The organism is Mycobacterium sp. 5-140-3-2, from assembly GCF_035666375.1.
GTDB lineage: Bacteria > Actinomycetota > Actinomycetes > Mycobacteriales > Mycobacteriaceae > Mycobacterium > Mycobacterium intracellulare.
In genome coordinates this window covers 1,646,655-1,672,201 of sequence record NZ_CP142025.1, presented here as the reverse complement: position 1 = coordinate 1,672,201, position 25,547 = coordinate 1,646,655, and the positions used below count along the sequence as shown (strand labels likewise).

Here is a 25,547-nt window from a genome sequence, read left to right as displayed (position 1 = left end):
GCGCGGCCGTTTTACTGGCGGTTCGCGGGCATGTCCAGCGTATCTATGCAGCGTCGCCCGGACCTACTTGGACACAGTCGCCCCCGGTTGCTCGCGTCTATGCTGCGAATATGGCGTCTGCCCGGAAATCGCAGTGGAAGACGTTCCAGCGGTTTGCCGAGAATCTGGTGTTCAACGGGGCCCCGCGGCTGGCCCGGCACGTCCAGAATTCCCAGACCGTCCTGCGCGAGTTGCAACAGGCCGTGCGGATCACCGCGAACGTCATCGCCGCCGCGGCGCCGCCACCGTCCGACACGACGGTCGCGGGCCGGCCGGTGACCAGCAACAGCCGGCCCACCGCGCAGCGGGCCCGCAAACTCGTGTACGCGCCGAGCCTGGACGGCCGGGCCGATCCCGGCGAGATCGTCTGGACGTGGGTGGTTTACGAGGACGATCCCAGCCGGGGCAAGGACCGGCCCGTGCTGGTCGTCGGACGCGACCGCGGCACCCTGCTGGGCTTGATGGTCTCCAGCCAGGAGCGCCACGCCGCCGATCCGGAGTGGGTTGGAATCGGCTCGGGCAGTTGGGATTACGAGGGACGATCCAGTTGGGTTCGGCTGGACCGCGTGCTCGACGTGCCCGAAGAGGGCATCCGCCGCGAGGGCGCGATCCTGGACCGCGAGATCTTCGACGTGGTGGCGGCGCGGCTGCGCGCCGACTACTCGTGGCGCTGAGTCGGCCGTTCCGCCGAGCCCTGGCACTTCGCCGAGCGTGCACTCACGGCGAGAAAACCGCCGAATTTTCGCCCTGATTGCACGTTCGGCGAGCGGGGCCGGCGGGTTGAGCAAGCCCCCGCCGAGTCAGCCCTGGGTGATGTAGGACTGCAGCTGCTGCTGCTCGGCCTCGAGTTCTTCCATCCGGGTCTTCACCACGTCACCAATGCTGACGATGCCGATCAGCTTCTTCCCGTCCAGCACCGGCACGTGACGCACCCGGTTCTTGGTCATCAGCACGCTGATCGCATCGACGGTGTCGGCCTTCGTGCACGTGGCCAGCATGCTGGTCATGATCTTGGAGACCGGGCGTGACAGCACGCTGGCGCCATGAGTGTGGAGCTGGCGCACGACGTCGCGCTCCGACACGATGCCGACGACCCCCTCGTCGCCGACCACCACCATGGCGCCGATGTTCTGCTCGGTCAGACCCGCCAGCAGCTCACGAACCGTCGCGTCCGGGTTGATGGTCACCACCGCCGCGCCCTTGTTCCGCAAGACGTCCGCAATCCGCATTAAGGCCTCCAGCCGGGTTTGTGATCCGCTTCACATCAGGCTACGGCTAACTCGCGCGGCGGAAAAGCCACCACGAGAACCTGCACACAGATCGTGTCCAAGCGCCGCCGGCCGGCCGGATCGTTCGATCGGGCCACCGCAAACCGAGGGGACCTGCAAGATAGGGCCATGATCGAGGTCACTCTGCTGGGCACCGGAAGTCCGATCCCCGACCCGAACCGGGCCGGGCCGTCGACCCTCGTGCGGGCCGGCGGGCAGGTGTTTTTGGCGGACTGCGGGCGCGGGGTGCTGCAGCGGGCGGCGGCGGTCGGGGTGGGTGCGGCCAGCTTGTCGGCGCTGCTCCTCACCCACCTTCACAGCGATCACGTCGGCGACCTCGGAGACGTCCTCATCACGCGGTGGATCAGCACCTTCACCCCCGATCCCGCGCCGCTGCCCATCATCGGGCCGCCCGGCACCGCGGAACTGGTGGAGGCGACGCTGAAGGCGTTTCACCACGACATCGGCTACCGCATCGCCCATCACGCCGATCTGAATGCGCCGCCGGCCGTCGAGGTCCACGAATACACCGACGGTCCGGTGTGGGACCGCGACGGCGTATCGATCCGGGTGGGCGCCACCGATCACCGGCCGGTGGCCCCGACCATCGGGTTCCGCATCGAATACAAGGGGGCATCGGTGGTGCTGGCCGGCGACACCGTGCCGTGCGCGAGCCTGGACGAGCTCGCGGCCGCGGCCGGCGCCCTGGTGCACACCGTGATCCGCAAGGACATCGTCGCCGCCATCCCGCAGCAGCGGCTCGTCGACATCTGCGATTACCACTCCTCGGTGGAAGAGGCGGCGGCGACCGCCGCCCGCGCGGGCGTCGGCACCCTGGTCATGACGCACTACGTGCCCGCGCTGGTGCCCGGCCAGGAAGAGCAGTGGCGGGCGCTGGCCGCCGAGCAGTTCGGTGGGCGCATCGAGCTCGGCGACGACCTGCACCGGGTTCAGGTCGACGCGCCCACCTGACGCCCTACCGGGACGACGAATCGCGTTGCGCCGCACGGGTAATCGCGACACCCGCCACCACCAGCCAGGTCAGCGCCACCACCCGGGCGACCGGCAACAGCACCCCCAGCGCGGGCCAGATCAAAACGCCGGCCGCCGATTCGGCGAGGACGGCGGTCGCCAGGCCGGCCCGGGCGAGCGGGCCGGGCAGCACTCCCCCGGGCGCCGCCATCGCGGCCACCAACAGGCCCAACGCCACGATGTGGGCCGGGCCGCCGGTGAGAAAGACGAGCAAGTACAGCGCTCTCGCCACGGGGGTGTCGGCGCTGACTTCCGGCCACGACATCGCCCAACCCAGCGCGCCGGCCAAGCCGAGCGCGCCGGCGGCCAAGGCGCCGGCCGTAAGCGCGGTCGCGGCCGCCGCGCGGCCGGCGCCGAGTTGCCTCAGCCGCGCGGCGGCCGTCGCCGCGTAGACCGCCAGCGGGACGGCCGACGCGAACGTCGCAACGGCCATGACGCGCAGGGCGGTTGGCTGGGCCCGCACGTACGCGGCCACCGCGCCGACGGGGCCGTACGGCAACGGCATGACACCGCCGATCCCGACGCCGATCGCGATCCCCCCGAAGAGCAGCCCGACGCACAGCAGAGACAGCGGCGTCAGGGGCGGCCCGCGGTGGGGGCCGTTCGCCTCGGGGTGGGCCCCGGTTTCGCGGATACCGTTCATTGCCAAACGGTATCGCGCACCCGTTCGCCGTTGGCGCCTCTGCGTCGGGCTACCGAGCGCGTCGGGCGAGAGGACAGCGGCACCCTCGCGGAGGGCTCAACTCACGGATCGGCCGACGGCGACGAAAGCCGCGAGCAGCAGGAGAATCACGTTGATGGGCAGAGGTTCTCGCTCGTTACGCGTCAGGTGCACGCGCATCGCGCCGATCTGCACGATGACCAGACCCACCGCAGCGATCGGGGTCAGGATGCGGGCGATGCCGGTGGCCCCGGGCAGGATCACGCCGAGCGCGCCGACGATCTCGACCGCGCCGACAGCCTTGACCGCGGCGTCCGAGTGGTCCTTCATCCAGTCGAGCCGGCCCGACGCTACGAGTTGTTCGCGCGGCCGAACGACTTTGAGCCCGCCCGCGACGAGATAGGCGAATGCGAGTAGACCCTGCACGGCCCACAGCGCAATGTTCACGATGATCCCCAATCCTTACCATTTGTGCGTAGCCACATCGTGTGTCAGCGCTGGGGCGGCCGCATAAGGCACATCGGTGTATGTATCCAGGACGGAGACCTCGCTATGACCAACGTCACACGAAAGACGCCACGGATACCCGAGGGCGGGGCGGTCCGGGAGGTCCTGGATCGCATCGGCGACAAGTGGAGCCTGCTGGTAATCGGCACGTTGCGTGACGGGCCAATGCGGTTCGGTGCGCTGGAGGCGGCCGTGGAAGGCATCTCGCAGCGGATGCTCACCCTGACGCTCAAGCATCTTGTCGTGGATGGCCTGGTCGACCGCACGGCCTACGCCGAGGTGCCACCGCGAGTCGAGTACGAATTGACCGAACTGGGGCGGACATTGCTACCGCTGGTGATCTCGTTGGCCCAATGGGCCATGGCGCACCGCGAGGAGATCAACGCCAACCGCACGTCACGGTAGCGGTGCATACCGGCCCCTAGGCGAGCCGGGTCACCTCCACAATCACGTCGAGATCGGTGGCGCCCTCCCCGGAGTAGATGCCCTTCAATGGGGAAACATCGGCGTAGTCGCGACCCGCACCCACGCCGACGTACTGCTCGGTGATCTCGGTGTCGTTGGTGGGGTCATAACTCCACCAGGCCCCCGTCCACGCCTCGATCCAGGCGTGACTGCGCCCTTCCACGGTGTCCCCGACGACGGCGTCGCGTTTGGGATGCAGGTATCCCGAAACGTAGTGCGCGGGAATCCCCATGCCCCGCAACAACATCAGCGTCAGGTGTACGAAGTCCTGGCAGACACCCGTGCCCGCCTTGAGCGCGTCCAGCCCCGACGAGTGCACGCTGGTTGTTCCCGGCAGGTAGTCCAGTTCGTCGCGCACCCAATGGGCTGCGGCGACAACGGCTTCGGCCGGCGCGTGGGTTTTGCTGATCTTCTTGCCCACCGAGGCCACCCGCTTGCTGGCCGGGGTGTGCCCGGTGGGGCGGAGCAGGTCGTCGAAGCGATCGATCACGGCATCCGAGCGCAGGTCGTCCCAGCCCGCCTCGGTGGCCGGCCCCTCGGCGCGTTCGGTCTCCACGACCGAAGAGGACATCACCGTCAGATCGGTGTGCGGCGCGTGCAAATCGAACGCCGTCACCGCGGTACCCCAATAGTCGATGTAGCGGTAGGACCGGGTTGCCGGGATGGTTTCGACGCGGTTGAGGATGACGTTCTGGCGGTTGTTCGACCGCGGCGTCAGCCGGGCTTCGTTGTAGGAGGCGGTCACCGGTGACTGGTAGGCGTACCCCGTGGTGTGCACCACCCGCAGCCGCCACATCAGCCGTCCTCTTTCCTGCTGACCAGTCGGGGGCGCTGACCGGCGTCCGACCACGCCACCCACGGCGCGATGTGAAAGTACTGCAGCGCCAAGGCTTCCCCGACGTCGCGGCAGGTGCGCTGCAGGCCCGCCAGCCGGCCCTCCAGCGTCTCGAGCAGCACCCCCGGCTGGACGAACTCCAACTCGCTGCGGGCCTGCCCCAGCAACCGCTGGGCCTCGGCGGTCGCCCCGATCCGGCTCTGCCGATTGCGGACCAGTTCATCGAGGTTGTGTTCGGCCAGCCGCAGCGAGTAGAACACCGAACGCGGAAACAGCCGGTCGAGCAACATGAACTCGACCACCCGCCCCGCGTCGAGCACACCGCGATACGTGCGCAGATAGGTGTCGTGCGCGCCCGCCGACCGCAGCAGCGTCACCCAGGCCGGGGACGAGGCGCTGTCTCCGACCCGCGACAGCAACAGGCGCACCGTCATGTCGACGCGCTCGATCGCCCGACCCAAGACCATGAAGCGATACCCGTCGTCGCGCGACAGCGTGGAGTCGGCCAGCCCGGCGAACATCGCCGCCCGCCGTTCCACGAACGACAGGAAGTCATGCGGCCCAAGGCGTTTGGCGGCGCGCTCGCGTTCGGGCAGGGCGTGGTAGGTGGTGTTGAGGCACTCCCAGATCTCGCTGGACGTCACCTCCCGCGCCGACTTCGCGTTTTCGCGGGCCGCGGTGATGGCGTCGACGATCGAGCAGCCGCCCTGGGCGTTTTTGCTGTAGGCCACCAAATCGGTCAACGACCACACGTCGAGTTCATGATCCGGTGGATCGATGCCGAGCACCCGCAGCAGCAGGCGCGAAGCCTGATCGGGGTCGACGCTGGAATCCTCGAGCAACTGGTGCAGGACAACGTCCAGAATCCGCGCGGTGTCGTCGGCGCGTTCGACGTAGCGCCCGATCCAGTAGAGCGCCTCGGCGTTACGTGCCAGCATCGAACACCGCCCGCTGTTGCTGCTGCTGTTCGAGCTGCTCGCGCACGGGCCGTTCGGTGGGTTGCGGCTGTTGCGAGGCCAGCCGCGGCGAGTCGTCCAGCATGGGGTCGGGCATGGAGGTCGGCAGCGCCCGCACCACCTCCGCCGCCTCGAGCTCGTGGTCGCCGGCCGATGCCCGCGACGCCAACACCCAGGTGTCCTTCGAGCCGCCGCCCTGGCTGGAGTTGACCACCCGTGATCCCTCGACCAGCGCGGTCCGGGTCAGGCCACCGGGCAGCACCCAGACGTCGTTGCCGTCGTTGACCGCGAACGGACGCAAGTCGACGTAGCGGGGGGCGAGCGCGCTGCCGACCTGTGTCGGCACCGTCGAAAGCTCCATCATCGGCTGGGCGATCCAGCTGCGCGGATCGTCGCGGATCTTTTTGGCGACGGCGGCCAACTCCTTGTCGGAGGCCTCCGGGCCGAACACGATGCCGTAGCCGCCGGATCCCTCGACCGGCTTGAGGACCAACTCGTCGATCCGGTCGAGCACCTCTTCGCGTTCGTCGTCGAGCCAGCAGCGCAGCGTCTCGACGTTGGCCAGCAGCGGCTTCTCGCCCAGGTAGTACTCGATCATGGTGGGCACGTAGGTGTAGACGAGTTTGTCGTCGCCGACGCCGTTGCCGATCGCGCTGGAGATGACGACGTTTCCGGCGCGGGCGGCGTTGACCAGGCCGGCCACCCCCAGCACCGAGTCGGCGCGGAACTGCAGCGGGTCCAGGAAGGCGTCGTCGATGCGCCGGTAGATGACGTCGACCTGGCGCTCCCCTTCGGTGGTGCGCATGTACACCTGGTTGTCGCGACAGAACATGTCGCGCCCTTCGACCAGCTCGACACCCATCTGACGGGCCAGCAGCGAATGCTCGAAATACGCCGAGTTGTAGACGCCCGGGGTCAGCACCACCACCGTCGGGTCGGCCTCGTTGGTGGCCGCGGAGTTGCGCAGCGCCCGCAGCAGGTGGGAGGCGTAGTCGTCGACGGAACGCACGCGATGCGTGGCGAACAGGTTCGGGAAGACGCGGGCCATGGTGCGGCGGTTCTCCATTACATAGGAGACGCCCGACGGCGAGCGCAGATTGTCCTCGAGGACCCGGAAATTGCCCTTTTCGTCGCGGATCAGATCGATGCCGGCGACGTGGATCCGGACGCCGTTGGGCGGGACGATGCCCATCGCCTGGCGGTGGAAATGCTCGCACGAGGTGACCAACCGGCGCGGGATCACCCCGTCGTTGAGGATTTCCTGGTCGCCGTAGATGTCGTCGAGGTACATCTCGAGCGCCTTGACCCGCTGGGTGATGCCGCGTTCGAGCCGGGCCCACTCGGCGGCCGAGATGACCCGCGGCACCAAGTCCAGCGGAAAGGGCCGCTCCTGGCCCGACAAAGAGAAGGTGATGCCCTGGTCGAGGAACGCGCGCGAGAGCGCTTCGGCGCGAGCCTTGAGCTCCGAGGCGTCCGACGGCGCAAGTTCGGCGTAGATGCCCTTGTAGGGGCCACGAACGGCGCCCTGGGCGTCGAACATCTCGTCGAAGGCCATGTCGTAGGCGTCCGAGGATGTGTTGTATCCACCGAAAATCCGCTCAGAACGCGCAGCGCGAAAACCCCGCCTGGTCTCCTCAAGCTGGTTCGTCAGACTCACTGTTCAGATGCTGCCTCAAATCGATGTTCTGGCAGCCGACGTGTTCCCGTTTTGGGAGAAAACGTAACTCACTGATAACCTGGGCAATCGCTGTGGTGATTTCCGGCGCCCCAACCAAACGTCTGATCGAAGAAGGAACTCGAGCGTGGCCAACATCAAGTCGCAGCAGAAGCGCAACAAGACGAACGAGCGCGCTCGCCTGCGCAACAAGTCGGTGAAGTCGTCGCTGCGCACCGCCGTCCGCGCGTTCCGCGAGGCCACCAGCGCCGGCGACAAGGAGAAGGCCGCCGAGTTGCTGGTGTCGACCAACCGCAAGCTGGACAAGGCCGCCAGCAAGGGCGTGATTCACAAGAACCAGGCCGCCAACAAGAAGTCGGCGCTGGCGCAGGCCCTCAACAAGCTCTGAGGCCCGGCCTCAGCGGCTGCGCTGGGCGGCTAGCTCGGCAACCTGCCTGACCGCGGATTCCAGGGCGTAGTCGGCGTCCGCCACCGCCCCCTTGACGTTCGCGTTGAGCGCCGCGACAACCTGCATCGCCGCGGCCACCGTGTCGCGGGACCAATGCCGGGCCTGTTTCTGGGCCTTCTGCACCCGCCAGGGCGGCATGCCCAGCTGCGACGCCATCCGGTAGGGATCGCCGGACAGCGGTCCGACGCGGCCGATGGTGTGGATCGCCTCGGCCAGGGCGTCCGCCAGCACCACGAGGGGCTCGCCTCGCATCATCGCCCAGCGCAGCGCCTCGGCTGCTCCCTCGATGTCGCCGGCCACCGCCTTGTCGGCGATGTCGAAGCCTTTCACCTCGGCCTTGCCGCTGTGATAGCGCCGCACCGCGGCGGCGTCGACGGCGCCGCCGGTGTCGGCGACCAATTGGGAGCAGGCGGACGCCAACTCGCGCAGGTCGGAGCCGACCGCGTCCAGCATCGCGGTCACGGTCTGCTCGTCGGCCTTGACGCGCAGGGCGCGGAACTCCTTGCGGACGAAGTCGATGCGTTCGCTGAGCTTGGTGATCCGCGCGCACGGGTGCACCTGGGCGCCGAGCTTCTGCAGGTCGGTGGCCAGCGCCTTGGCCCGCCCGCCGCCCGAGTGCACCACCACCAGCACGACGCCCGCCGGCATGTCGGTCGCGGCCGAAACAATCACTGCGGCAGCGTCTTTGCCCGCTTCGCCGGCGGCCTCCAGCACGACGATGCGTTCGTCGGCGAACAGCGAGGGGCTCAGCAGCTCGGCGAGCTCGTAGGTGCTGACGTCACCCGCTCGCATCCGGTTGACCGGAATGTCCGCGTCGTTGCCGGCCCGTTTCCGCGCCGACCGCAGCACGTCGGCCACCGCCCGCTCGACCAGCAGCTCCTCATCTCCCAGCACCAGGTGCAACGGCGAAACCTCGCTCACCCCATGATGGTGTCACGGCCGACCGACGATCCCGGACAGCGCCCAGGCCAGCCCGGCCAGCGCGGCCACCCCCGAGACGAGGCGGAACGGGCGCCACCGCCACAGCACGATCGCCAGCACGGTCACACCGCCGACGAGCATCGTGCCGGGCGTGCCCTCCGGGACCGGCACCGTCGCCCCGGGCAGGCCGGCCGCCCAGCGGGCCACGCCGGCCACCCACCACAACTCGGGGCCGGTGAAGCGAATGAGCAGCCGCGCGGCGGCCGGCCATACCGGGCAGAGTGCCGCGGCCGCGGTGCCCAACACCGTGATCGGCGCGATCACGGCCGCCACGACGAGGTTGGCGGCGGCGGCGACCACGCTGAACCGGCCGGAGATCGCCGCGACCAGCGGCGCGGTCACGATCTGCGCGGCCCAGGCTACGGCCAGCGCATCGGCCAGCGGCTTGGGGCAACCTCGGGCCGTCAGCCGCCGCGACCAGACCGGTGCGACGACGATCAGCGCGGCCGTGGCGAGCGCCGACAACGCGAACCCGACGTCGACGGCCAGCTGCGGGGCGACGGCAAACAACAGCAGCACCGCGGCGGCAAGGGCCGGAATGGCTTGGCGCCGACGCGAAGACAGCATTCCCGCCAACGCGATGGCGCCCATCACCGCGGCCCGCAACACGCTGGCGGTCGGTTGCACGACGATGACGAAGGCCACCAAAGCCAGCGCGGCAAGGACGACGGCCGTCCGGGGGCCGAGTAATCGGGCCGAGAACAGCACGGCGGCACACACGATCGTCACGTTGGCCCCCGACACCGCCATCAGGTGCGTCATGCCGGCCGCGCGGAAGTCACGGCCCGTGTCGCTGGACACCGCCGAGGTGTCGCCGAGCACCAGCGCGGGCAGCAGCGCGGCCTGCTCGCCGGGCAACGCCTCGCGGACCGCCGCGGAGAACCGGCTGCGCACGCCGTGCGCCACACGTTGCACGGCGCCCGCGGCGCCCATGGTCGGCCGGCCCGACGCGTTGAGCACCGCGACCGTCAAATCGCGCCGCATCGGGCGGCCGATGCGCGCGCTGAACCGCAGTGGTTGTCCCACCATCAGCCCACCGAAATCCGCGGCGCGCGCGAAAACGACCACCCGCCCGGAGATCTCGTCGTCCCGCAGGCGTTGCAGGGTGGCCCGAAACATCAACCGGGCGCTACCCAACGACACCGGGCTCTCGGTGGGGGTGACCGTGACCGCGGCGGTCATGCCGTACACCGCGGCGATCGGGTGGCGATCGACCGCGTCGGCGCGCAACGCGATCGCGAACCCGAAACCCGCCCCCACGACGCCGATCGCCGCGAGCGCGGCGCTGATCGCCCGTAACCGCGCCCCTGCAGCGGGACGGTCTCGCGCGCGCCACGCCAGCGCTGCCGAGGCGCCGATCAACACGACGCAGCACCAAGCGAGGGCGCGCCCGATCGGCCACCAGATCCCGCCGGCGGTCACCGCCCAGCAGGTCAGCGCCGGCGGCACCAGGCGCACATCGACTCGGGCGCCGGGCGGGGCACCCAACCCGGGGTGATGCACCCTCAGACACGGACCAGGGCGCGTAGCTTCTCCAGCCGCGCCGGCCCGATGCCCTCGACATCGGCGAGCTGGTCCACGCTGGTGAACCTGCCATTGGCCTGCCGCCACGCCACGATCGCGGCGGCGGTGACCGGCCCGACGCCCGGCAGCGCGTCGAGTTCCTGGACGGTCGCGGTGTTGAGGTTGACCGCCTCGCCCGCTTTCGGCTTGGCCGACCCGGGCCCCGCCCCCGGCCGAGGGGGCGGCGCTTTGGACGTGGGCGGCGATCCGGAGGCCACCGAACTGCCCAGCGCCGTCGGCTGTCCCGGAGCGGGAGCGAGACCGACCACGATCTGCTCACCGTCGCCGAGCGGTCGGGCCATGTTCAGTCCGATGGTGTCGGCGCCGTTCACCGCGCCGCCGGCGGCCTGCAGCGCGTCGGCGATGCGGGCGCCGGGCGCGAGCGTCACCAGCCCAGGGGTGTGCACCAGGCCGACGACGCTGACCACCACCGGGTGGTCCGGTTCGGCGGCGGGGCTCGCCGAGGAGCGCGGGCTCGCCGTCGCCACCTTCTCGACCGGCGGCAGCTTGGCCGACATCACCGGCGCCGGCCGGTCGCGCACCAACGTGAACACCGTGACCAGCACCGCCAGCGCCGCCACGATCGCCAGCCCGATGGCGCCCGCGCGTCCCGGGTCGGCGCGCACCTTCGCCACCCAGCCCCGATCGTCGGACGCGTCGGGCAGCCAGCGCGGCAGCAGCGAGTTCTGGTCGTCGTTCGCGGAGTCCTCGGCCGACGTCGTCCCGGAATCCCCGGCGGCCGCATCGGCATCCGGTTCGGCGCGGAGCCGCCGCTGCAGGCGCTCGGCCGGAAGTTCTGTTCGCATGGGCCGACCGTAGGTCCGCCCGCCGCCGCAACCGGCCCGGCGCAGGACGCCTCGGGGCCGATCTGTGGATTAACCCGAGGCTGTGCACAGCGCCCGCAGGGGATGGGTCAAGATGGAGGTTGAGCGAACGACCAGCATCGCCAGAAATCGGCTCTGGGTGATGGGTCGCCACGGTCACCCCGACACGACAGGAGGCTGCCATGCAACTGGCGCTCACACCCGAGGAAGCCGCGTTCCGCGACGAACTCCGCAGCATCTACACGACCAAGATCCCCCAGGAGTTGCGCGACCGGGTGCGCCAGGGCTCGGCGGAAGTGAACCGCGACGACATCGTCACCAGCCACAAAATCTTGCACGAACACGGGTTGGCGGTACCGAACTGGCCGGTCGAGTGGGGCGGCAAGGACTGGACGCCGACCCAGCACCAGATCTGGGCCGACGAGATGCAGCTGGCGTGCGTCCCGGAGCCGCTGAACTTCAACACCAAGATGGTGGGCCCGGTGATCGCCGAATTCGGTTCGGAGGAAGTCAAACAACGCTTTCTGCCCCCGACGGCCAGCCTCGACATCTGGTGGTGCCAAGGGTTTTCCGAGCCGGAGGCCGGGTCGGACCTGGCGTCGCTGCGCACCACCGCGGTCCGCGACGGCGACAGCTACGTCGTCAACGGCCAGAAGACCTGGACCACCCTCGGCCAGTACGCGGATTGGATCTTCTGCCTGGTCCGCACCGACCCCCAGGCGCCCAAGCGCCAGGCCGGCATCTCGTTCCTGCTGTTCGACATGAAGACGCCGGGCATCACGCTGCGGCCCATCAAGACGATCGACGGCGGCCACGAGATCAACGAGGTGTTTTTCGAAGACGTCCGCGTGCCGGCCAATCAGCTTGTCGGAGAAGAGAACAAGGGCTGGACGTACGCGAAATTCCTGCTGGGCAACGAGCGCACCGGCATCGCCGGCGTGGGCCGGACCAAGGTGCGCCTCGCCGAGGTGAAGAAGCACGCCGCGGCCACCGGGGTGCTCGACGATCCGTTGTTCGCGGCGCGGCTGGCCGAAGCCGAAAACGAGCTGCTCGCACTGGAACTCACGCAGTCGCGTGTAGTCACCGACTCCGCCAACGGGCAGCCCAACCCGGCCTCGTCGGTGCTCAAACTGCGCGGCAGCCAGTTGCAGCAGATCGCCACCGAACTGCTCGTCGAGGTCGCCGGGCCGGATGCGCTACCGGCCAACGGCGAAGACATCTCGTCGCCGTCCTGGGCGCAGCACAGTGCGCCGCACTACCTCAACTACCGCAAGACGTCGATCTACGGCGGCAGCAGCGAAGTGCAACGCAACATCATCGCGTCCACCATTCTGGGATTGTGAGGCAGCCATGGACTTTCAGTTGAGCGACGAGCAGTCCCTGCTCCGAGACACCACCCGCGACCTACTGGCGCGCACCTATGACCCGGAAAGCCGCAACAAGGTCATCGGCTCCGATCTGGGCTGGAGCCGCGAGGTCTGGAGCCAGCTCGCCGACACCGGGATCCTCGGGCTGGGATTCGAGCCCGACGAGTCCGGCCAGATCGAGATCGCGGTGGTGCTGACCGAGATCGGGCGCCGGCTGGCCCCCGAACCCGTCCTGCACGCCGCGCTGGGACCCGGCGCGCTGGTCGCCGAGCTGGGCAGCCAGGAACAGAAGCAGCTGCTCGACGAGGTCGCGTCCGGGCAGCGGCTGTTGGCCTTCGCCCACCTCGAACCGGGCCAACGCAGGCCGTCCGCCGCGTTGACCACCAAGGCTGCGCAGCAAGGTGATTCGTGGACGGTGAGCGGCCGTAAGAACCCGGTGCTCGCCGGGGACTGCGCCGACACCCTGGTGGTCAGCGCCGCCCTGCCCGACGGCGGCACGGGCCTGTTCCTGGTCGACGCGAGCGTCGAAAAGACTGTGACACGGCACCCGTACCGCACCTTCGACGGGCAGCGCGGCGCCCAGATCGACCTCGACTCCGCCGCCGCCGAACCTCTGGGTGAGGCGGCCGACGCGTCGGGCGCCATCCGCAACGCCATCATCCGCATCCAGTCGGCGCTGTGCGCCGAGGCGCTCGGGGCGATGGAGGAATCGCTGCGCCTGACGACCGATTACCTCAAGACCCGCAAGCAGTTCGGTGTCACGCTCAACAAATTCCAGGCGCTGACACAGCGGGCCGCCGACATGTACGTGTCGCTGGAACTGGCCCGCAGCATGAGCCTGTACGCGGCGATGTCGATCGCCGACGGCAACCTCGATCCGGTGATCGCCTCGCGGGCCAAGCTGCAGATCGGCCGCTCGGGCCGGCACATCGCGCAGGAGTCGATCCAGATGCACGGCGGCATCGGCGTCACCGCGGAATATCCGATCAGCCACTACGCCGCCCGGCTCACCGCCATCGAGCACACCCTGGGCACCTCCGGCGAGCACCTGCACAACCTGATCGACCGGCTCGGCGACTACGAGCTGGTCCGCCTCTGACCCATGGCCGAGCTGTCGGACAGGGTCATCGAGTTTCTGTCGGCCGGCACCCGCACCGGGATGCTGGGGTACGTCGCCGCCGACGGCCGGCCGCTGGTCACCCCGGTGTGGTTCGTCGTCGACGAGGGTCAGCTGGCCTTCAACACCGGCCGTGACACGTCGAAAGGGCGTGCGATAGCGCGTGATTCACGCGTCGTGATCTGCGTCGACGACCCGCACCCGCCCTACTCGTTCGTCCAGGTGCAGGGCGTGGCGACGGTGAGCGAAGACCCCGCGGACGTGCTGGACATCGCCACCCGAACCGGCGCCCGGTACATGGGCGCCGAGCGCGCCGAGGAGTTCGGCCGGCGCAACTCCTCGCCCGGCGAGCTCGTGGTGCGGGTGCGACCGACCAAGATCAACGCGGGATTCGACATCAGCGACTGAGCGCGTAACCGGCCGAACGTCGAGTTGTTGGGCCGACACGCCGGCTTTCCGCGCCACAAGTCCACGTTCGCGCCGGCGCGCCGGCGCCGGATGTTACGACGCCTCCTCGACCGGTTCCGGTTCCGCATCGGGCAGCTGGGCCACGAGATATTCGGCGAGCCCCCCGATGGTCGGATAGTCGAAGACCGCCGTCGCGTTGATGGTGAACTTGCCGCCGAACTGGCTGTGCAGCCGGTTGCGGAGCTCGATGGCCATGAGCGAATCCGTGCCCAGGTCCAAGAACCGGCTGCTCGCGGCGGGCGGCGACGCGAGCCGCAGGAAGTTCTGCACCTCGCGCTGCAGGAATTCGGTCACGAAACCGGCACGCTGGGGCACCGGAATCTCCATCAGCTGCTTGAGCAACTCGCTGTCACCGGTCACCTCCCCGGCGGCACTGGGCAACACCAGATCGAGGATCGGCGGACGCGAACTGCCCAGCACCTTCGCGGCACGCTGCCAGTTGGCCTTGAGGACGGTGGCCTGACCGGTGCCGTTCGCCACGACCTCGGCGAGGGCGCCGAGCGCGGCCGACGGTTCCAGCGGAATCAGGCCCTGCGCACTGATATTGGCGGTCGCGGCGTCCGAAGACGCCATGCCCCCTTGGGCCCAGGGACCGAAGTTGACCCCCGTGGCGGGCAAGCCTTGCGCCCTGCGCTGCGCGACCAGACCGTCGAGCAGCGCGTTGGCAGTCGCGTAGTTGGACTGGCCGGGCGAACCGAACAAACTCGACACCGACGACGACACGATGAAGAAGTCCAGCTCGTCGGCCTTCGTCAGCCTGTCGAGGTGGTAGGCGCCGATCGCCTTGGGCAACAGCGTCGTTCGGAATCGCTCCACGGTCTGCTGCGACAGCAGCGCATCGTCGAGCACGCCCGCCAGGTGCACCACACCGGCCAGCGGCGGCAACTCCGACCGGATGCGCTCCAGCAGACCCGCCACCGCGGACTCGTCGCCGACGTCGGTGGCGAAGACGTGGACGCGGCACTTGTAGCGCTCGGTGATCTCCTCGATCAGCCGTTGCGCGTCCGCACCGGGCTCGCGCCGGCTGGTCAGCACGATGTCTCCGGCACCGAGTTGGGCCAGATGCGACGCTGTGTGCAGACCGATCGCGCCAAGCCCGCCGGTGATCAGGTAGCTCCGATCGGGCCGCGGCTGCAGCGGATTCGGTATCTGGACCACGATCTTCCCGATGTGCCGCGCCTGCTGCATGCGGCGGAACGCGGCCCTCGCCTCGGTCAGGGGATAGATCTCGGCGGGCAGCGGCGTCCACTCGCCGTCGGCCAAGCCTTGCGACACCTCGGTGAGCAAGTCGCGAATGCGATCGGGTTCGGTGAACATCACCGTGTCCAATGCCACGATCTCGTAGGCGATATCGGGACGCGCCTCGGCCATCTGCTCGGGTGTCCAGATGTCGCGCTTGGCGATCTCGGCGAAGCGGCCGTTCTGGGCGGTGGCCTTCAGCGTCGCCTCGATGAACCCCTCGCTGGTCAGGGAGTTGAGGACCACGTCCACGCCGGCACCGCCGGTGTCCGCCAGGATCTGATCGGCGAAATCCGTTGTCCGCGAGTCGTAGACGCGCTTCACGCCGAGCTTGCGCAGCGTCGCACGCTTGAAGGTGCTCGCCGTGGCGAACACTTCGGCACCGAACCGCTGCGCCATTTGCACCGCCGCCAGGCCCACACCGCCGCTCGCGGCGTGGATGAGGACCTTGTCACCAGGTTTCAGCTGCGCCCAGTCGAAGGACAGCCGCACCGTCAGCGCCGCGGCGGGAATGGTGGCCGCCTCGACCGCGCTCACCCCATCGGGGATCGGCGCCAGGAACTGGGCTGGCACATTGAACCGGCTGGAGAACGCGCCCTGCATGGAGCCGTAGACACGTTGTCCCACTTCGACTCCGGTGACGCCGGCGCCCAATTGGGTGACGACGCCGGCGAAGTCGCCGCCGATCGGTCCGGGATCGCCCGGGTAGAGGCCGAGGACGTTGAGCACGTCGCGGAAGTTGAGGCCCGCGGCCTCGACCCGGACCTGCACGTAGCCCTCGTCCGGCGCGGGCACCTCCGCCTCGGTCAGCCGCAGGTTGTCGATCGCGCCGCGTTCGGTGGGCGCCAGGGCAAAGTCGCGCCCGCGTGGCACCGTGAGATGACCGCTGCGCGCCCACGGCAACAACCGCGAGGCCAGCAGCTTTCCTTGCCGCACGGCCAGTTCCGGTTCGTCGACCGGGGTGCCAAGCAGCGCGGCCAGCGCGTGCACGGCCTCGGGTGAGCCGTCGCAATCGACGAGCTTGGCGCGCAGCGCCGGTTCCTCGTTGATCGTGGTGCGGCCGAAGCCCCACAGCGCCGCCTGCACCGGTTCGACGGGCTCGCCGGATTCGGTGGCCACCGCACGCTCGGTGACGATCCACAATCCGCCGGGCAGCTTCACCTCCCCGCGTTGCACGGTGTGCACGGCGCTGAGCAGATTGGCGATCTCGGTCTCGAGGCGCGCCGTGACGTCCGCGCTCGTCTCTTCCCCGTTCGGCGCCGTGCTGCGCCAGACGACACCGGAGAATGGCAACCCGCGCTCGTGGGCTTCAGTCAGCACCTGCCCCAACGGATCCGGATCGTTGGCGCGGTCGAGCGGGATGCACCCGGGGACCTTGGCGGCCAGTTCGTCGAAGCCGGCGATCAGCCAGGTACCGGCGGGCTCGCCGGCTTCTTCGCTCGCCGGTGGCGGCACCTCGTGCCAGCCGAGGGTGTAGAGCAGCCGGGTGGCGTCCCCACCCAGGCCCCGCAGCAACGCCTCGCGCGGTGCGCGCTTGACCGTGAATTCGCGAATTCCGCCCAGGTGACGGCCATCCCGGTCCACGAAATCGAGGTCGAAGACCTGGGTTTCGCTGTTGAGCTCGCTGCTGTGCCACCTCGCGTGGCAGTAGAACCGCCGAGGCATCTTCTCCCGCAACGCCACTTGGCCGTAGCGCAGCGGCAGGAACAGATCGTTGACGCCCTGTTCGGCCGCGAGCAGCGCGGGGAAGGCCGGGAATGCGACACCGGTGCACAGGTCCATCAGCACCGGATGCATCGGTTCGCTGCCGAGTTGTTCGGCGAGTTCTTCGCCGACGAGGATGTCGCCGATCGCCTCACCCTCGCCGAGCCACAGCGACTTCAGCGACCCCGACCAGGTCGGCCCCCACGCCAGCTCCAGGTCGGCGAAGGTCTCGAACAATTCCTGCGGGCGCATGCGGTTCAGGCGCTCGATCGTTTCGTCGATCGGATCACCCTCGGATACCGGCTCGTCATCCGCGCCGGTGCCGACGGTGCCCTCGGCGTTCAGCGACCATTCGGCGCCGCGTTCACCGTACGGGCGGCTGTGCACTTGGAACGTGGACCCACCGCCGTCCTGCAGCGGGTGCAGGGTGAGCTGCACCTCGCGAGAGCTCTTCTCGGGCAGGATGATCGGCTCGTAGAAGAAGACGTCCTTCACCCGCGCCGGGGCGCCGACCGCGGCGAGGGCCATCGCCGCGTAGGTAGCCCCAGGGACGACGACGGTCCCGTAGATGACGTGATCGGACAGCCACGGCTGCGATTTGACGGACAGTCTGCTGGTGTAGACCGAGTCGCCGGAGGCGAGGTCCTTCGCGTTGCCGAGGATGCCCGAGGACGAACCGGCCCCTCCGTCGACGGCGATGCCGGACGTCTTGGGCCAGAAGCGGCGGCGCTGGAAGGGATAGGTGGGCAGCTCGAGCCTGCGACGCGGCTGACCCTGCAGCGCAGCGAAATCGGGGCGAAGCCCGCCGACGTAGGCCGCGGCCAGCGCGTCGGCGATCTGGCGCCGATCGCCAATACCCTTGCGCAGCGAGACGATCGCGCGCGGCGCGGACAGGTGCTCCGGCCAGACCTGCACCGCGGCGCCCGTCAGTACGGGTTGCGGCCCGATCTCCATCAGCACCGAGCAACCCAGGGCCGCCACCGTGCGCACACTTTCGGCGAACTGCACCGGCTGCCGGGAATGCCGACGCCAGTACTGCGCGTCCAGCGGCGTCTGGGTCGTCAGCACGGCGCCGGTGCGGTTGCACACCAGCGGCATCGTCGGGGCGGCGAACCGGAATTGCGCCGCGTACGACTCGAATTCGTCGAGCACCGGATCCAACAGTTCCGAGTGGAAGGCGTGGCTGGTCTGCAGCCACGTGCAGCGGATCCCCTCGTCACCGCACTTGGCGACGATCTGCTCGAGGTCCTCGCCCGGCCCAGACAGCACGGTGTTGGGTCCGTTGTATGCCCCGACCGACACTCGCGGGAATTCGCCGGCGGCCTGCTCGACGTGCTTGGCGTCGGCGAACACCGCCACCATGCGCCCACCTTCGGGCAGGCTGCCGAACATCCGGCCGCGCTCGGCCATCAGCCGGGCGCCGTCCTCGAGGCTGAACACGCCAGCCACACATGCCGCCGCGTACTGGCCCACGCTGTGCCCCAGCACCACATCGGGTTGGATCCCCCACGACTGCCAGAGCCGGGCCAGGCCCATCTCGACGGCGAACAGCGCCGGCTGCGCAAAGGACGTGTGCCGCAGCCTTTCTCCGGCTTCGCCTCCCGTTTCGCGATCGGTGGCGAACAGCACCTCCAGCAACGGATGCGGCAGGATCTCGCCGACCGCGTCGGCACAACGTGTCACGGTGTCGGCGAAAACCGGCTCGGTGTCGAACAATTCACGCGCCATCCCCGGGTACTGGCTGCCCTGGCCGGTGAACAACCAGGCCGTCGTCGGGTGGTGGGTGTGCTCGCCCCGCACGACGCCGGGTCGCAGGCGGTTCTCGGCCAATTCGGCCAGCGCCTCGCGCGCACCCTCGACCGAGTCCACGACCAGCGCGGCGCGGTGTTCAAAGTGCGAGCGGCCCGTTCCGGCGGTGAGGCACACCTCGGCGAGATCCGCGTCCGGGTGGGTGGTCAGCCACTTCTGGTAGCGCCGCGTCAACGCCACCAGCGCTTCCGGTGACCGCGCGGACAGCGCCAGCACGCTCGGCTGTCCATCCCGGGCCCGGTCCGTCGACTCCGTCGCGTCGTCGTCGACAGGGTGCCGGTCGGCGGAGGCGGCTCTCGCCGGCGCCTCCTCGACCAGCACGTGCGCGTTGGTGCCCGTGAACCCGAAGGAACTCACCCCGGCGCGCCGCGGTCTGCCGTTGGCCCGCCACGGCATCGCCGTGTCCACGACCCGCACCGGCAGCGAATCCCACGGGATGTGCGGCGACGGCTCGTCGAAGTGCAGGCTTTGCGGCAGGACCTCGTGCTGCAGCGACAACACGACCTTGATCAAACCGGCTGCGCCGGAAGCCGATTCGGTGTGCCCGATGTTGGTCTTCACCGAGCCCATCAACAGCGGCCGGTCCGCGTCGCGGGCATCCCCGTAGGCGGCCGCGGCCGCCTGTACCTCGATCGGATCACCGAGCGGGGTGCCCGTCCCGTGCGCCTCGAGATAGTCGACGTCCCCGCCCGTCAGGCCGGCGCGAGCCAGCACCGAGCCGATAAGCCGTTGCTGCGCACCGCCATTGGGCACCGTCAGGCCGCTGGACGCCCCGTCCTGGTTGACCGCGCTGGCGGGGATGACCGCGCATATCCGGTCGCCATCGCGCTCCGCGTCGCTCAGCCTCTTCAGTACGAGAATCCCGCAGCCCTCGCTGCGCACGTAACCGTCGGCGGAGGCGTCGAAGGTCTTGCAGCGCCCGACGGGCGAAAGCATCCGCGCGCGGGAGGCCGCGACGACCGTCACCGGACTCAGCAACACGTTCACGCCGCCGGCCAGCGCCATGTCGCAGTCACCGGAATGCAGCGCCTGGCAGGCCTGGTGGACGGCGACCAACGCCGAGCTGCATGCGGTGTCGATCGCCACCGCCGGTCCTTCCAATCCCAGCGCGAAGGCGACCCGGCCGGAGATGGCGTTGAGCGCGTTGCCGGTGATGAAGTGGGGTTCGATCTTGTCGATCGACTCCGAGGACAACAGGTGCGCATATTCGTTGGCCGCCACGCCCACGAAAATCCCGGTTGGGCTGCCGCGCAAGGCGGCCGGCGCGTACCCCGCCCTTTCGAGGCCCTCCCACACCGTTTCGAGCATCAGCCGCTGCTGCGGCTCGATCCAGACGGCCTCGCGGGGTGAGATGCCGAAGAATTCGGGATCGAACCCGTCGATTTCGTCGAGGAAGCCGCCGAACCGCGTGTAGGTCTTGCCCGCTGCGTCCGGATCGGGGTCGTAGAACTCGTCGATGTCGAAGCGGTCCTCGGGGACCTCGCGGATCGCATCGACCCCGTCGGACAGCAACTCCCAGAACGCTTCCGGGTCGGGTGCGCCGGGGAAGCGGCAGGACACCGCGACGATCGCGATCGGTTCATCCGTGCGCGTCGTCACGACCGATGCCGGCTGCGGTCTCGGTTTCGGCGACCCCGGGTCGCCGAGTTCGAGCACGTCGCGCAGCAGGTAGTCGGCCACGTCGGACAGCCGTGGGTGGTCCATCGCCAGGGTGGCCGGGATCTCCTTGCCCACGCCCTGTTCGATGCGGCGCCGCAATTCGACGGCCATCAGCGAATCCATGCCGAGATCGAAAAAGCCTGCGTCCTCCCGGATCTCCGCGGCATCGACGCGCGTCACCTCCGCCACCGCGTCCCGCAGGTAGTCGGTCAGAAGTTTCTTGCGCTGCTGCACCGGGGCGCCGGTGAGCCGCTCCACCAACGGGGTCTTCCCCGCGACGATCGCGGACGGCCCCGCCGTACTCGTCAGCCCGGGCACCTCGCGTTCCAACTCCGCCAGGAACGCCCGCCTGCCCGCCTGCTGATAGAGCGGCAAGAAGCGGGCCCAGTCGATGCGGGCCACCACACCCTGCACGAGGCCCTGCCCCGCCGCAGCGGCCACGGCATCGGCCAGACCCGCGAGCGCATCGGCGGGAGACAACGTCCGGACTCCGCGCTGATCGAGTCGGGCGCGGGATTCCGCGTCGGCCATGCCCGCCGACCACGGCCCGAAGTTGACGCTGACGGCGAAGATGCCCTGCCCGCGCAGGCGCCAGGCCAGCGCGTCGAGGAAGGCGTTCGCGGCGCCGTAGGCGGTCTGGCCGAATCCGCCCCACACCGAGGCGATCGAGGAGGTGCTGATGAAGAAGTCGAGATCGAGGTCGGCCGCCGCCTCGCTCAGATGCCAAGCGCCCCAAACCTTGCCGGCGAAGACGCGATCGATCTCGGCGTCCTGCAGCGCGCTCAGCGGCGTGGTGCCGATCTCGCCCGCGGCGTGCACGATGCCGGCCAGCGGTGGCAGCTCGGCCTGAACGCTTGCCAGCAGGCGTGCCACGTCGTGCGCGTCGGCGACATCGGCGGCCACGACGCGGATTTGGCAGCCGTGCTGTTCGCCCAGGGCGTTGATGCGCTGTTGCGTGGCATCGCTGGGATCGCGCCGGCTGGTCAGAACCAGATGCCGGGCGCCATTCGCGGCCAGGTGGCCGGCGATCTCCAGTCCGATCGCGCCCAGCCCGCCGGTCACCAGATATGTTGCGTCGCCGCGCAGGTGCAGCGGTGTCCCGCTCGGCGGCGCAGAGCGCCGCGCCAACCGGGGTGTGTAGACCGCCCGATCACGCAGCGCGAGCTGGTCTTCCCGGACGGCCGAGCCGTGCGGCGCGGCGATCCGGTCGACGAGCGCAGACCATTCGTCGGCCGCGTTGTCGCCGCCCTCTGACAGGTCCGCGAGTCCGCCCCACACGTGCGGGAGTTCCAGCGAGGCGGCTCGGCCGAATCCCCACAGGCAACTCTGATGCGGCGCCACCGTGTCCGTGTCGGCGACGCGCTGCGCGCCGCGGGTCACGATCCAGATGGGGCCGCGCAGTTCGGCGGCCACCGCCGCCCGAAAGACCCGCCGCGTTCCGCCCAGGATCCGGTGTTGCATCCGCAACAGTGACCGCATCGACGGTGTGGCCCCGGCTTCCAGGGCCGCGACATGCACGATGCGTAACGTCGCATCCTCGGTTGCCGCAGCGCGCAACGTTTCCGCGAGCCGTTCCTCGTCGGCGTCGGACGCCGGCAACCCGACCACTTGGTGCGGTTCGTTGCGCGCGGCCAGCAGGTCGACCAACGGCGGGACCGCGTCGGCATCGTCGGAGACGACGATCCAGCTGCCTGCCTGGTCCACGTCGGCACCGGAGAGCGGAGAGGTTGACCTGTCCCAGCGGATCTCGTAGCGGTCGTCCGCGATGGACCGGGTCGTGCGCTGTTGATTGTGTTGCGCCGCAAGCTTGGTGAGCACCTGCAGGGTGTGCTGGTCGTCGCTCGCACCGCCGAGCAGGGCGGCGAGTTCCTCGATTCGGCCGTCCTCGAGCAGGCGGACGGCTTCGGTTCGCGGTCCGCCGGTGTCCCGGGGTTGCTCGGGGCGCTCGCGAGCGTCCCGGAACCAGTATTGACGGCGCTCGAACGGATAGGTGGGCAGGTCGAGCTTTCGCGCGTGCGGCCGCCGCAAGGCGGCGAAATCGGGCAGGTGGCCCAGCACATACGCGTCGGCGACCGCTTCGGTGATCTGGCGGTGGTCAGCGGTATTGCGCCGCAGCGACGTGATCACCCGGGGCGCGGTGGCCGGGTCGGGCCACGCGCCGAGGGCCGCGGCGGTAAGGACCGGTCGCGGGCCGATCTCGAGCAGCAGTTTGCAGTTCATCTCGGCAAGCGTGCGCACGCTCTTGGCGAATTGCACCGGCTGGCGCGCGTGCCGGCGCCAGTAGGCACCGTCGAGCTTCACGCTGCGACCCAGCGCGGTTCCGGTGCGGTTGTCGATCAAAATCCGTTGCGGCGCAGCGAAGTCGAATCCTCCCGCATACGCCTCGAATTCGTCGAGGATGGGGTCCAGGAGCGCCGAGTGGAACGCGTGACTGGTGTCGAGCCAGTCGCACCGGACACCATCGGCCGACAATGCGGCCACCGCGCGTTCCAAATCGGCTGCCGGACCGGACAATACGGTGTTGGCGCCGTTGTAGGCGGCCACCGACAGGCTGGGAGACTCGTCGGTCAGCCGCTCGACCCGCTCGGCCGCGGTGAACACCGCGACCATCCGGCCACCGGAAGGCAAGCTGCCGAACAGACGGCCGCGTTCGGCCATCAACAGCGCGCCGTCCTCGAGGCTGAGCACGCCCGCGACGCAGGCCGCAGAGTACTGGCCGACGCTGTGGCCCAGCACCACGTCGGGCTCGAAGCCCCACGACTGCCACAGCCGGGCCAGGCCCAGCTCCACGGCGAACAAGGCCGGCTGCGCGTAGGAGGTCTGCTGCAGCGTCGCTTCGCTGTCCGGGCTGTCCACATCGAAAACGACGTCCAGCAACGGCTTTTCGAGAATGTCGGCGACGGCAGCGGCGCAACGATTCAGCGTCTCGGCGAACACCGGCTCGGTGTCGAACAACTCCCGGGCCATGCCGGGGTATTGGCTGCCCTGACCGGTGAACAGCCACGCCGTCTTCGGTGTGTCATGGGATTCTCCGCGATACAAACCGGGCGCCGGGCGCTCCTCGGCGAGCGCGCCCAGCAGCTCCATGGCGGATTCGCGCGAATTGACCACCAACGCGGCCCGGTGCTCCAGGTGCGCCCGCCCCGCCCCGGCGGTAAAGCACACGTCCGCCAGGGTGGCCTCCGGGTTCGCGCCCAGCCAGGCGCGGTATTCATCGGCGAGCCGCATCAATGCGGCGGGCGTTCGGGCCGACAGCGGAAGGATGCTGAACCGCCGGCCCCCGGGCGCATCGACCGGGGCCGGTACCGCGGGGGCCGATACCGCCTGTTCGGGCGCTTCCTCGACAATGACGTGAGCGTTCGTCCCGGCGAAGCCGAATGAGCTGATCCCCGCAATGCGCCGTTGTCCGTTGCGTTTCCAGGGCGTGGCCTCCTTGACGACTTCCACCGCCAGCCGATCCCAGGGGATGTGGGGCGACGGGTTCTGAAAGTGGAGGTGCTGGGGCAGCAGCTCGTTCTCCAGGGACAGGATCACCTTGATCACGCCCGCGATGCCCGCGGCCGCTTCCAGGTGTCCGATGTTGGTCTTCACCGACCCCATCAGCAGGGGCTGGTCGGGTTCGCGCCCGGCCCCCAGCACCGCTCCCGCGGCCTGGGCCTCGATGGGGTCGCCGAGCGATGTCCCGGTGCCGTGCGCTTCCAGGTAGCCGACATCGCGGGGCTCGAGGTCGGCACGCTTGAGCGCGTCGGCGATGACCCGTTGCTGGGCAACCCCGTTCGGAACCGTCAACCCACCCGAAGCGCCATCCTGGTTGATCGCGCTGCCGCGGATCACCGCCCGAATCCGGTCCCCGTCGCGCAACGCGTCCTCGAGGCGCTTGATCACGATGACGCCACATCCCTCGCCGCGCACGTAGCCGTCGGCGGCCGCATCGAATGTCTTGCACCGACCGTCGGGCGCGAGCATGTGTGCGCTGGAGAACGTGATCATGGTGGCCGGGGTGAGCAGGACGTTGGCGCCGCCGGCCAGCGCGAGGTCACATTCGCCGAGGCGCAGGGCCTGGCACGCCTGATGGATGGCCACCAGCGACGAGCTGCACGCGGTGTCGACGGCGACAGAGGGACCCTGCAGCCCCAACCGATAGCTGATCCGCCCGGCCGCGGCGGCGTTGGACGTCCCGATGGCCATGTAGGCCTCGATCTCGGGATAGGTCAGCTCGTCGGAGGCCATTCCGAGGTAGTCGTGCGTGGCCAAACCGACGAAGACACCGGTGTTGCTGTCAGCGAGATCCGTTGGTGCGTAGCCCGAATGCTCGACCGCGCGCCACGCCGTTTCCAGCAAGATCCGGTGCTGCGGGTCCATCAACCTGACCTCGCGCGTCGACAAGCCGAAGAACGGGGCGTCAAACCCCGTTACGTCGTCGACGAAGCCCGCACGGCGGGTGACGACCTTGCCCGGCGCACCAGGCTCGGGGTCGAAGAATTCATCGGCATCCCACCTGTCCTGCGGCACTTCGGATATCGCATCCCGGCCGTGCCGCAAGACGTCCCAGAACTCATCCGCGTCGGCGGCGCCCGGAAATCGCGCCGCATAACCCACGATCGCAAAACCCGATGCCGATTCCCCCAGACCTTCGACGGATGCCATGCGCTTGTCCTCTCTTGGCCGGTCAAGATCGATCCGCGCGGGGGCCCAGTTGCACTCGGAGAATCATGTCCTTTAGGCCAGCACCGCGTGTGCAGCGCCGCACTGCGCAGCGACAGCCGGCGCGGCCGCCGCCCTGCGTCCCCGCCCGGCCGCACGATCGCCACAACTCGATCGCCGCAACTCGGTCGCCAAAGACCGGTCGGATCCGTGAGCGAGTGTAGGCGGTGGCCCGCGCACGGCTGCGACGGCGATCACTTCGAGGGTTATCTTGGTCGCGACGCCA

Annotated in this window: 17 protein-coding genes; 7 read left to right on the top strand and 10 right to left on the bottom strand. The window is 69.4% G+C overall.

The window, feature by feature from the left end; all coding sequences use genetic code 11:
- The first annotated feature begins 110 nt into the window (after window positions 1-110).
- Window positions 111-713 (top strand): type II toxin-antitoxin system PemK/MazF family toxin, encoded by a 603-nt coding sequence (locus tag P6281_RS07995; protein WP_008255287.1) that lies wholly within the window; start codon window positions 111-113, stop codon window positions 711-713.
- A gap of 126 nt (window positions 714-839) precedes the next feature.
- Here the strand turns inward: P6281_RS07995 and P6281_RS07990 are convergent, their stop codons facing one another.
- On the bottom strand, window positions 840-1,268 hold the full coding sequence (locus tag P6281_RS07990) for a CBS domain-containing protein (RefSeq protein ID WP_008255284.1): 429 nt from the start codon (window positions 1,266-1,268) through the stop codon (window positions 840-842).
- Window positions 1,269-1,436: 168 nt separating this feature from the next.
- On the opposite strand from P6281_RS07990, the gene P6281_RS07985 reads away from it, so the two are divergent.
- The gene (locus P6281_RS07985; protein WP_014384189.1) at window positions 1,437-2,279 is read left to right on the top strand and encodes a ribonuclease Z; all 843 of its coding nucleotides are present in this window, start codon (window positions 1,437-1,439) and stop codon (window positions 2,277-2,279) included.
- A 4-nt stretch (window positions 2,280-2,283) separates the two neighbouring features.
- On the opposite strand, the gene P6281_RS07980 is transcribed toward P6281_RS07985, so the two are convergent.
- The gene (locus tag P6281_RS07980; RefSeq protein WP_014384188.1) at window positions 2,284-2,982 is read right to left on the bottom strand and encodes a hypothetical protein; all 699 of its coding nucleotides are present in this window, start codon (window positions 2,980-2,982) and stop codon (window positions 2,284-2,286) included.
- 96 nt (window positions 2,983-3,078) lie between these two features.
- Window positions 3,079-3,447, bottom strand: coding sequence for a DoxX family protein (locus P6281_RS07975; RefSeq protein ID WP_041785440.1), 369 nt, complete (start codon window positions 3,445-3,447; stop codon window positions 3,079-3,081).
- A 105-nt stretch (window positions 3,448-3,552) separates the two neighbouring features.
- Between P6281_RS07975 and P6281_RS07970 the strand changes: the two genes are divergently transcribed.
- Window positions 3,553-3,912, top strand: coding sequence for a winged helix-turn-helix transcriptional regulator (locus P6281_RS07970; protein ID WP_014384186.1), 360 nt, complete (start codon window positions 3,553-3,555; stop codon window positions 3,910-3,912).
- Between the two features lie 16 nt (window positions 3,913-3,928).
- Here P6281_RS07970 and P6281_RS07965 read toward each other — a convergent pair whose 3' ends face one another.
- Genes P6281_RS07965 through P6281_RS07955 form a run of 3 tightly spaced genes read right to left on the bottom strand, consistent with a single transcriptional unit; the run spans window position 3,929 to window position 7,420 of the window.
- Complete coding sequence (locus tag P6281_RS07965) at window positions 3,929-4,768, bottom strand: transglutaminase family protein (protein ID WP_014382199.1); 840 nt, start codon at window positions 4,766-4,768, stop codon at window positions 3,929-3,931.
- On the bottom strand, window positions 4,768-5,745 hold the full coding sequence (locus P6281_RS07960; RefSeq protein WP_014382198.1) for an alpha-E domain-containing protein: 978 nt from the start codon (window positions 5,743-5,745) through the stop codon (window positions 4,768-4,770). Before P6281_RS07960 ends, P6281_RS07965 begins: the two co-directional genes overlap by 1 nt.
- The gene (locus P6281_RS07955) at window positions 5,732-7,420 is read right to left on the bottom strand and encodes a circularly permuted type 2 ATP-grasp protein (protein ID WP_014382197.1); all 1,689 of its coding nucleotides are present in this window, start codon (window positions 7,418-7,420) and stop codon (window positions 5,732-5,734) included. The genes P6281_RS07960 and P6281_RS07955 overlap by 14 nt, the downstream gene beginning before the upstream one ends.
- A gap of 145 nt (window positions 7,421-7,565) precedes the next feature.
- On the opposite strand from P6281_RS07955, the gene rpsT reads away from it, so the two are divergent.
- The gene (gene rpsT / locus P6281_RS07950; RefSeq protein ID WP_008255272.1) at window positions 7,566-7,826 is read left to right on the top strand and encodes a 30S ribosomal protein S20; all 261 of its coding nucleotides are present in this window, start codon (window positions 7,566-7,568) and stop codon (window positions 7,824-7,826) included.
- Window positions 7,827-7,835: 9 nt separating this feature from the next.
- Here rpsT and holA read toward each other — a convergent pair whose 3' ends face one another.
- From holA to P6281_RS07935, 3 genes are read right to left on the bottom strand one after another with little or no spacing between them, the layout of a single operon-like run.
- Window positions 7,836-8,789, bottom strand: a complete 954-nt coding sequence (holA, locus tag P6281_RS07945; protein WP_085977676.1) for a DNA polymerase III subunit delta — start codon at window positions 8,787-8,789, stop codon at window positions 7,836-7,838.
- 30 nt (window positions 8,790-8,819) lie between these two features.
- The gene (locus P6281_RS07940) at window positions 8,820-10,325 is read right to left on the bottom strand and encodes a ComEC/Rec2 family competence protein (protein WP_014711139.1); all 1,506 of its coding nucleotides are present in this window, start codon (window positions 10,323-10,325) and stop codon (window positions 8,820-8,822) included.
- Between the two features lie 47 nt (window positions 10,326-10,372).
- Complete coding sequence (locus P6281_RS07935) at window positions 10,373-11,236, bottom strand: ComEA family DNA-binding protein (protein ID WP_009953600.1); 864 nt, start codon at window positions 11,234-11,236, stop codon at window positions 10,373-10,375.
- 200 nt (window positions 11,237-11,436) lie between these two features.
- On the opposite strand from P6281_RS07935, the gene P6281_RS07930 reads away from it, so the two are divergent.
- From P6281_RS07930 to P6281_RS07920, 3 genes are read left to right on the top strand one after another with little or no spacing between them, the layout of a single operon-like run.
- Window positions 11,437-12,597 carry an acyl-CoA dehydrogenase family protein gene (locus tag P6281_RS07930; protein ID WP_008255257.1) on the top strand — a complete coding sequence of 387 codons (1,161 nt, stop codon included), beginning with the start codon at window positions 11,437-11,439 and terminating at the stop codon, window positions 12,595-12,597.
- 7 nt (window positions 12,598-12,604) lie between these two features.
- Window positions 12,605-13,720: an acyl-CoA dehydrogenase family protein gene (locus tag P6281_RS07925; protein ID WP_014379697.1), complete on the top strand. Its 1,116-nt coding sequence runs from the start codon at window positions 12,605-12,607 to the stop codon at window positions 13,718-13,720.
- 3 nt (window positions 13,721-13,723) lie between these two features.
- Window positions 13,724-14,146 (top strand): PPOX class F420-dependent oxidoreductase, encoded by a 423-nt coding sequence (locus tag P6281_RS07920; protein ID WP_008255252.1) that lies wholly within the window; start codon window positions 13,724-13,726, stop codon window positions 14,144-14,146.
- Between the two features lie 93 nt (window positions 14,147-14,239).
- Here the strand turns inward: P6281_RS07920 and P6281_RS07915 are convergent, their stop codons facing one another.
- The gene (locus P6281_RS07915; protein ID WP_014379696.1) at window positions 14,240-25,264 is read right to left on the bottom strand and encodes a type I polyketide synthase; all 11,025 of its coding nucleotides are present in this window, start codon (window positions 25,262-25,264) and stop codon (window positions 14,240-14,242) included.
- Between the last annotated feature and the right edge of the window lie 283 nt (window positions 25,265-25,547).

What these genes read in the sequence shown, in the direction of transcription:
- P6281_RS07920 (WP_008255252.1), top strand. Translation starts at nt 13,724, where the DNA reads ATGGCCGAGCTGTCGGACAGGGTCATCGAGTTTCTGTCGGCCGGCACC.
- P6281_RS07925 (WP_014379697.1), top strand. Translation starts at nt 12,605, where the DNA reads ATGGACTTTCAGTTGAGCGACGAGCAGTCCCTGCTCCGAGACACCACC.
- P6281_RS07990 (WP_008255284.1), bottom strand. Translation starts at nt 1,268, where the DNA reads ATGCGGATTGCGGACGTCTTGCGGAACAAGGGCGCGGCGGTGGTGACC.
- P6281_RS07930 (WP_008255257.1), top strand. Translation starts at nt 11,437, where the DNA reads ATGCAACTGGCGCTCACACCCGAGGAAGCCGCGTTCCGCGACGAACTC.
- P6281_RS07980 (WP_014384188.1), bottom strand. Translation starts at nt 2,982, where the DNA reads ATGAACGGTATCCGCGAAACCGGGGCCCACCCCGAGGCGAACGGCCCC.
- P6281_RS07965 (WP_014382199.1), bottom strand. Translation starts at nt 4,768, where the DNA reads ATGTGGCGGCTGCGGGTGGTGCACACCACGGGGTACGCCTACCAGTCA.
- P6281_RS07985 (WP_014384189.1), top strand. Translation starts at nt 1,437, where the DNA reads ATGATCGAGGTCACTCTGCTGGGCACCGGAAGTCCGATCCCCGACCCG.
- P6281_RS07915 (WP_014379696.1), bottom strand. Translation starts at nt 25,264, where the DNA reads ATGGCATCCGTCGAAGGTCTGGGGGAATCGGCATCGGGTTTTGCGATC.
- P6281_RS07970 (WP_014384186.1), top strand. Translation starts at nt 3,553, where the DNA reads ATGACCAACGTCACACGAAAGACGCCACGGATACCCGAGGGCGGGGCG.
- P6281_RS07995 (WP_008255287.1), top strand. Translation starts at nt 111, where the DNA reads ATGGCGTCTGCCCGGAAATCGCAGTGGAAGACGTTCCAGCGGTTTGCC.
- P6281_RS07960 (WP_014382198.1), bottom strand. Translation starts at nt 5,745, where the DNA reads ATGCTGGCACGTAACGCCGAGGCGCTCTACTGGATCGGGCGCTACGTC.
- P6281_RS07935 (WP_009953600.1), bottom strand. Translation starts at nt 11,236, where the DNA reads ATGCGAACAGAACTTCCGGCCGAGCGCCTGCAGCGGCGGCTCCGCGCC.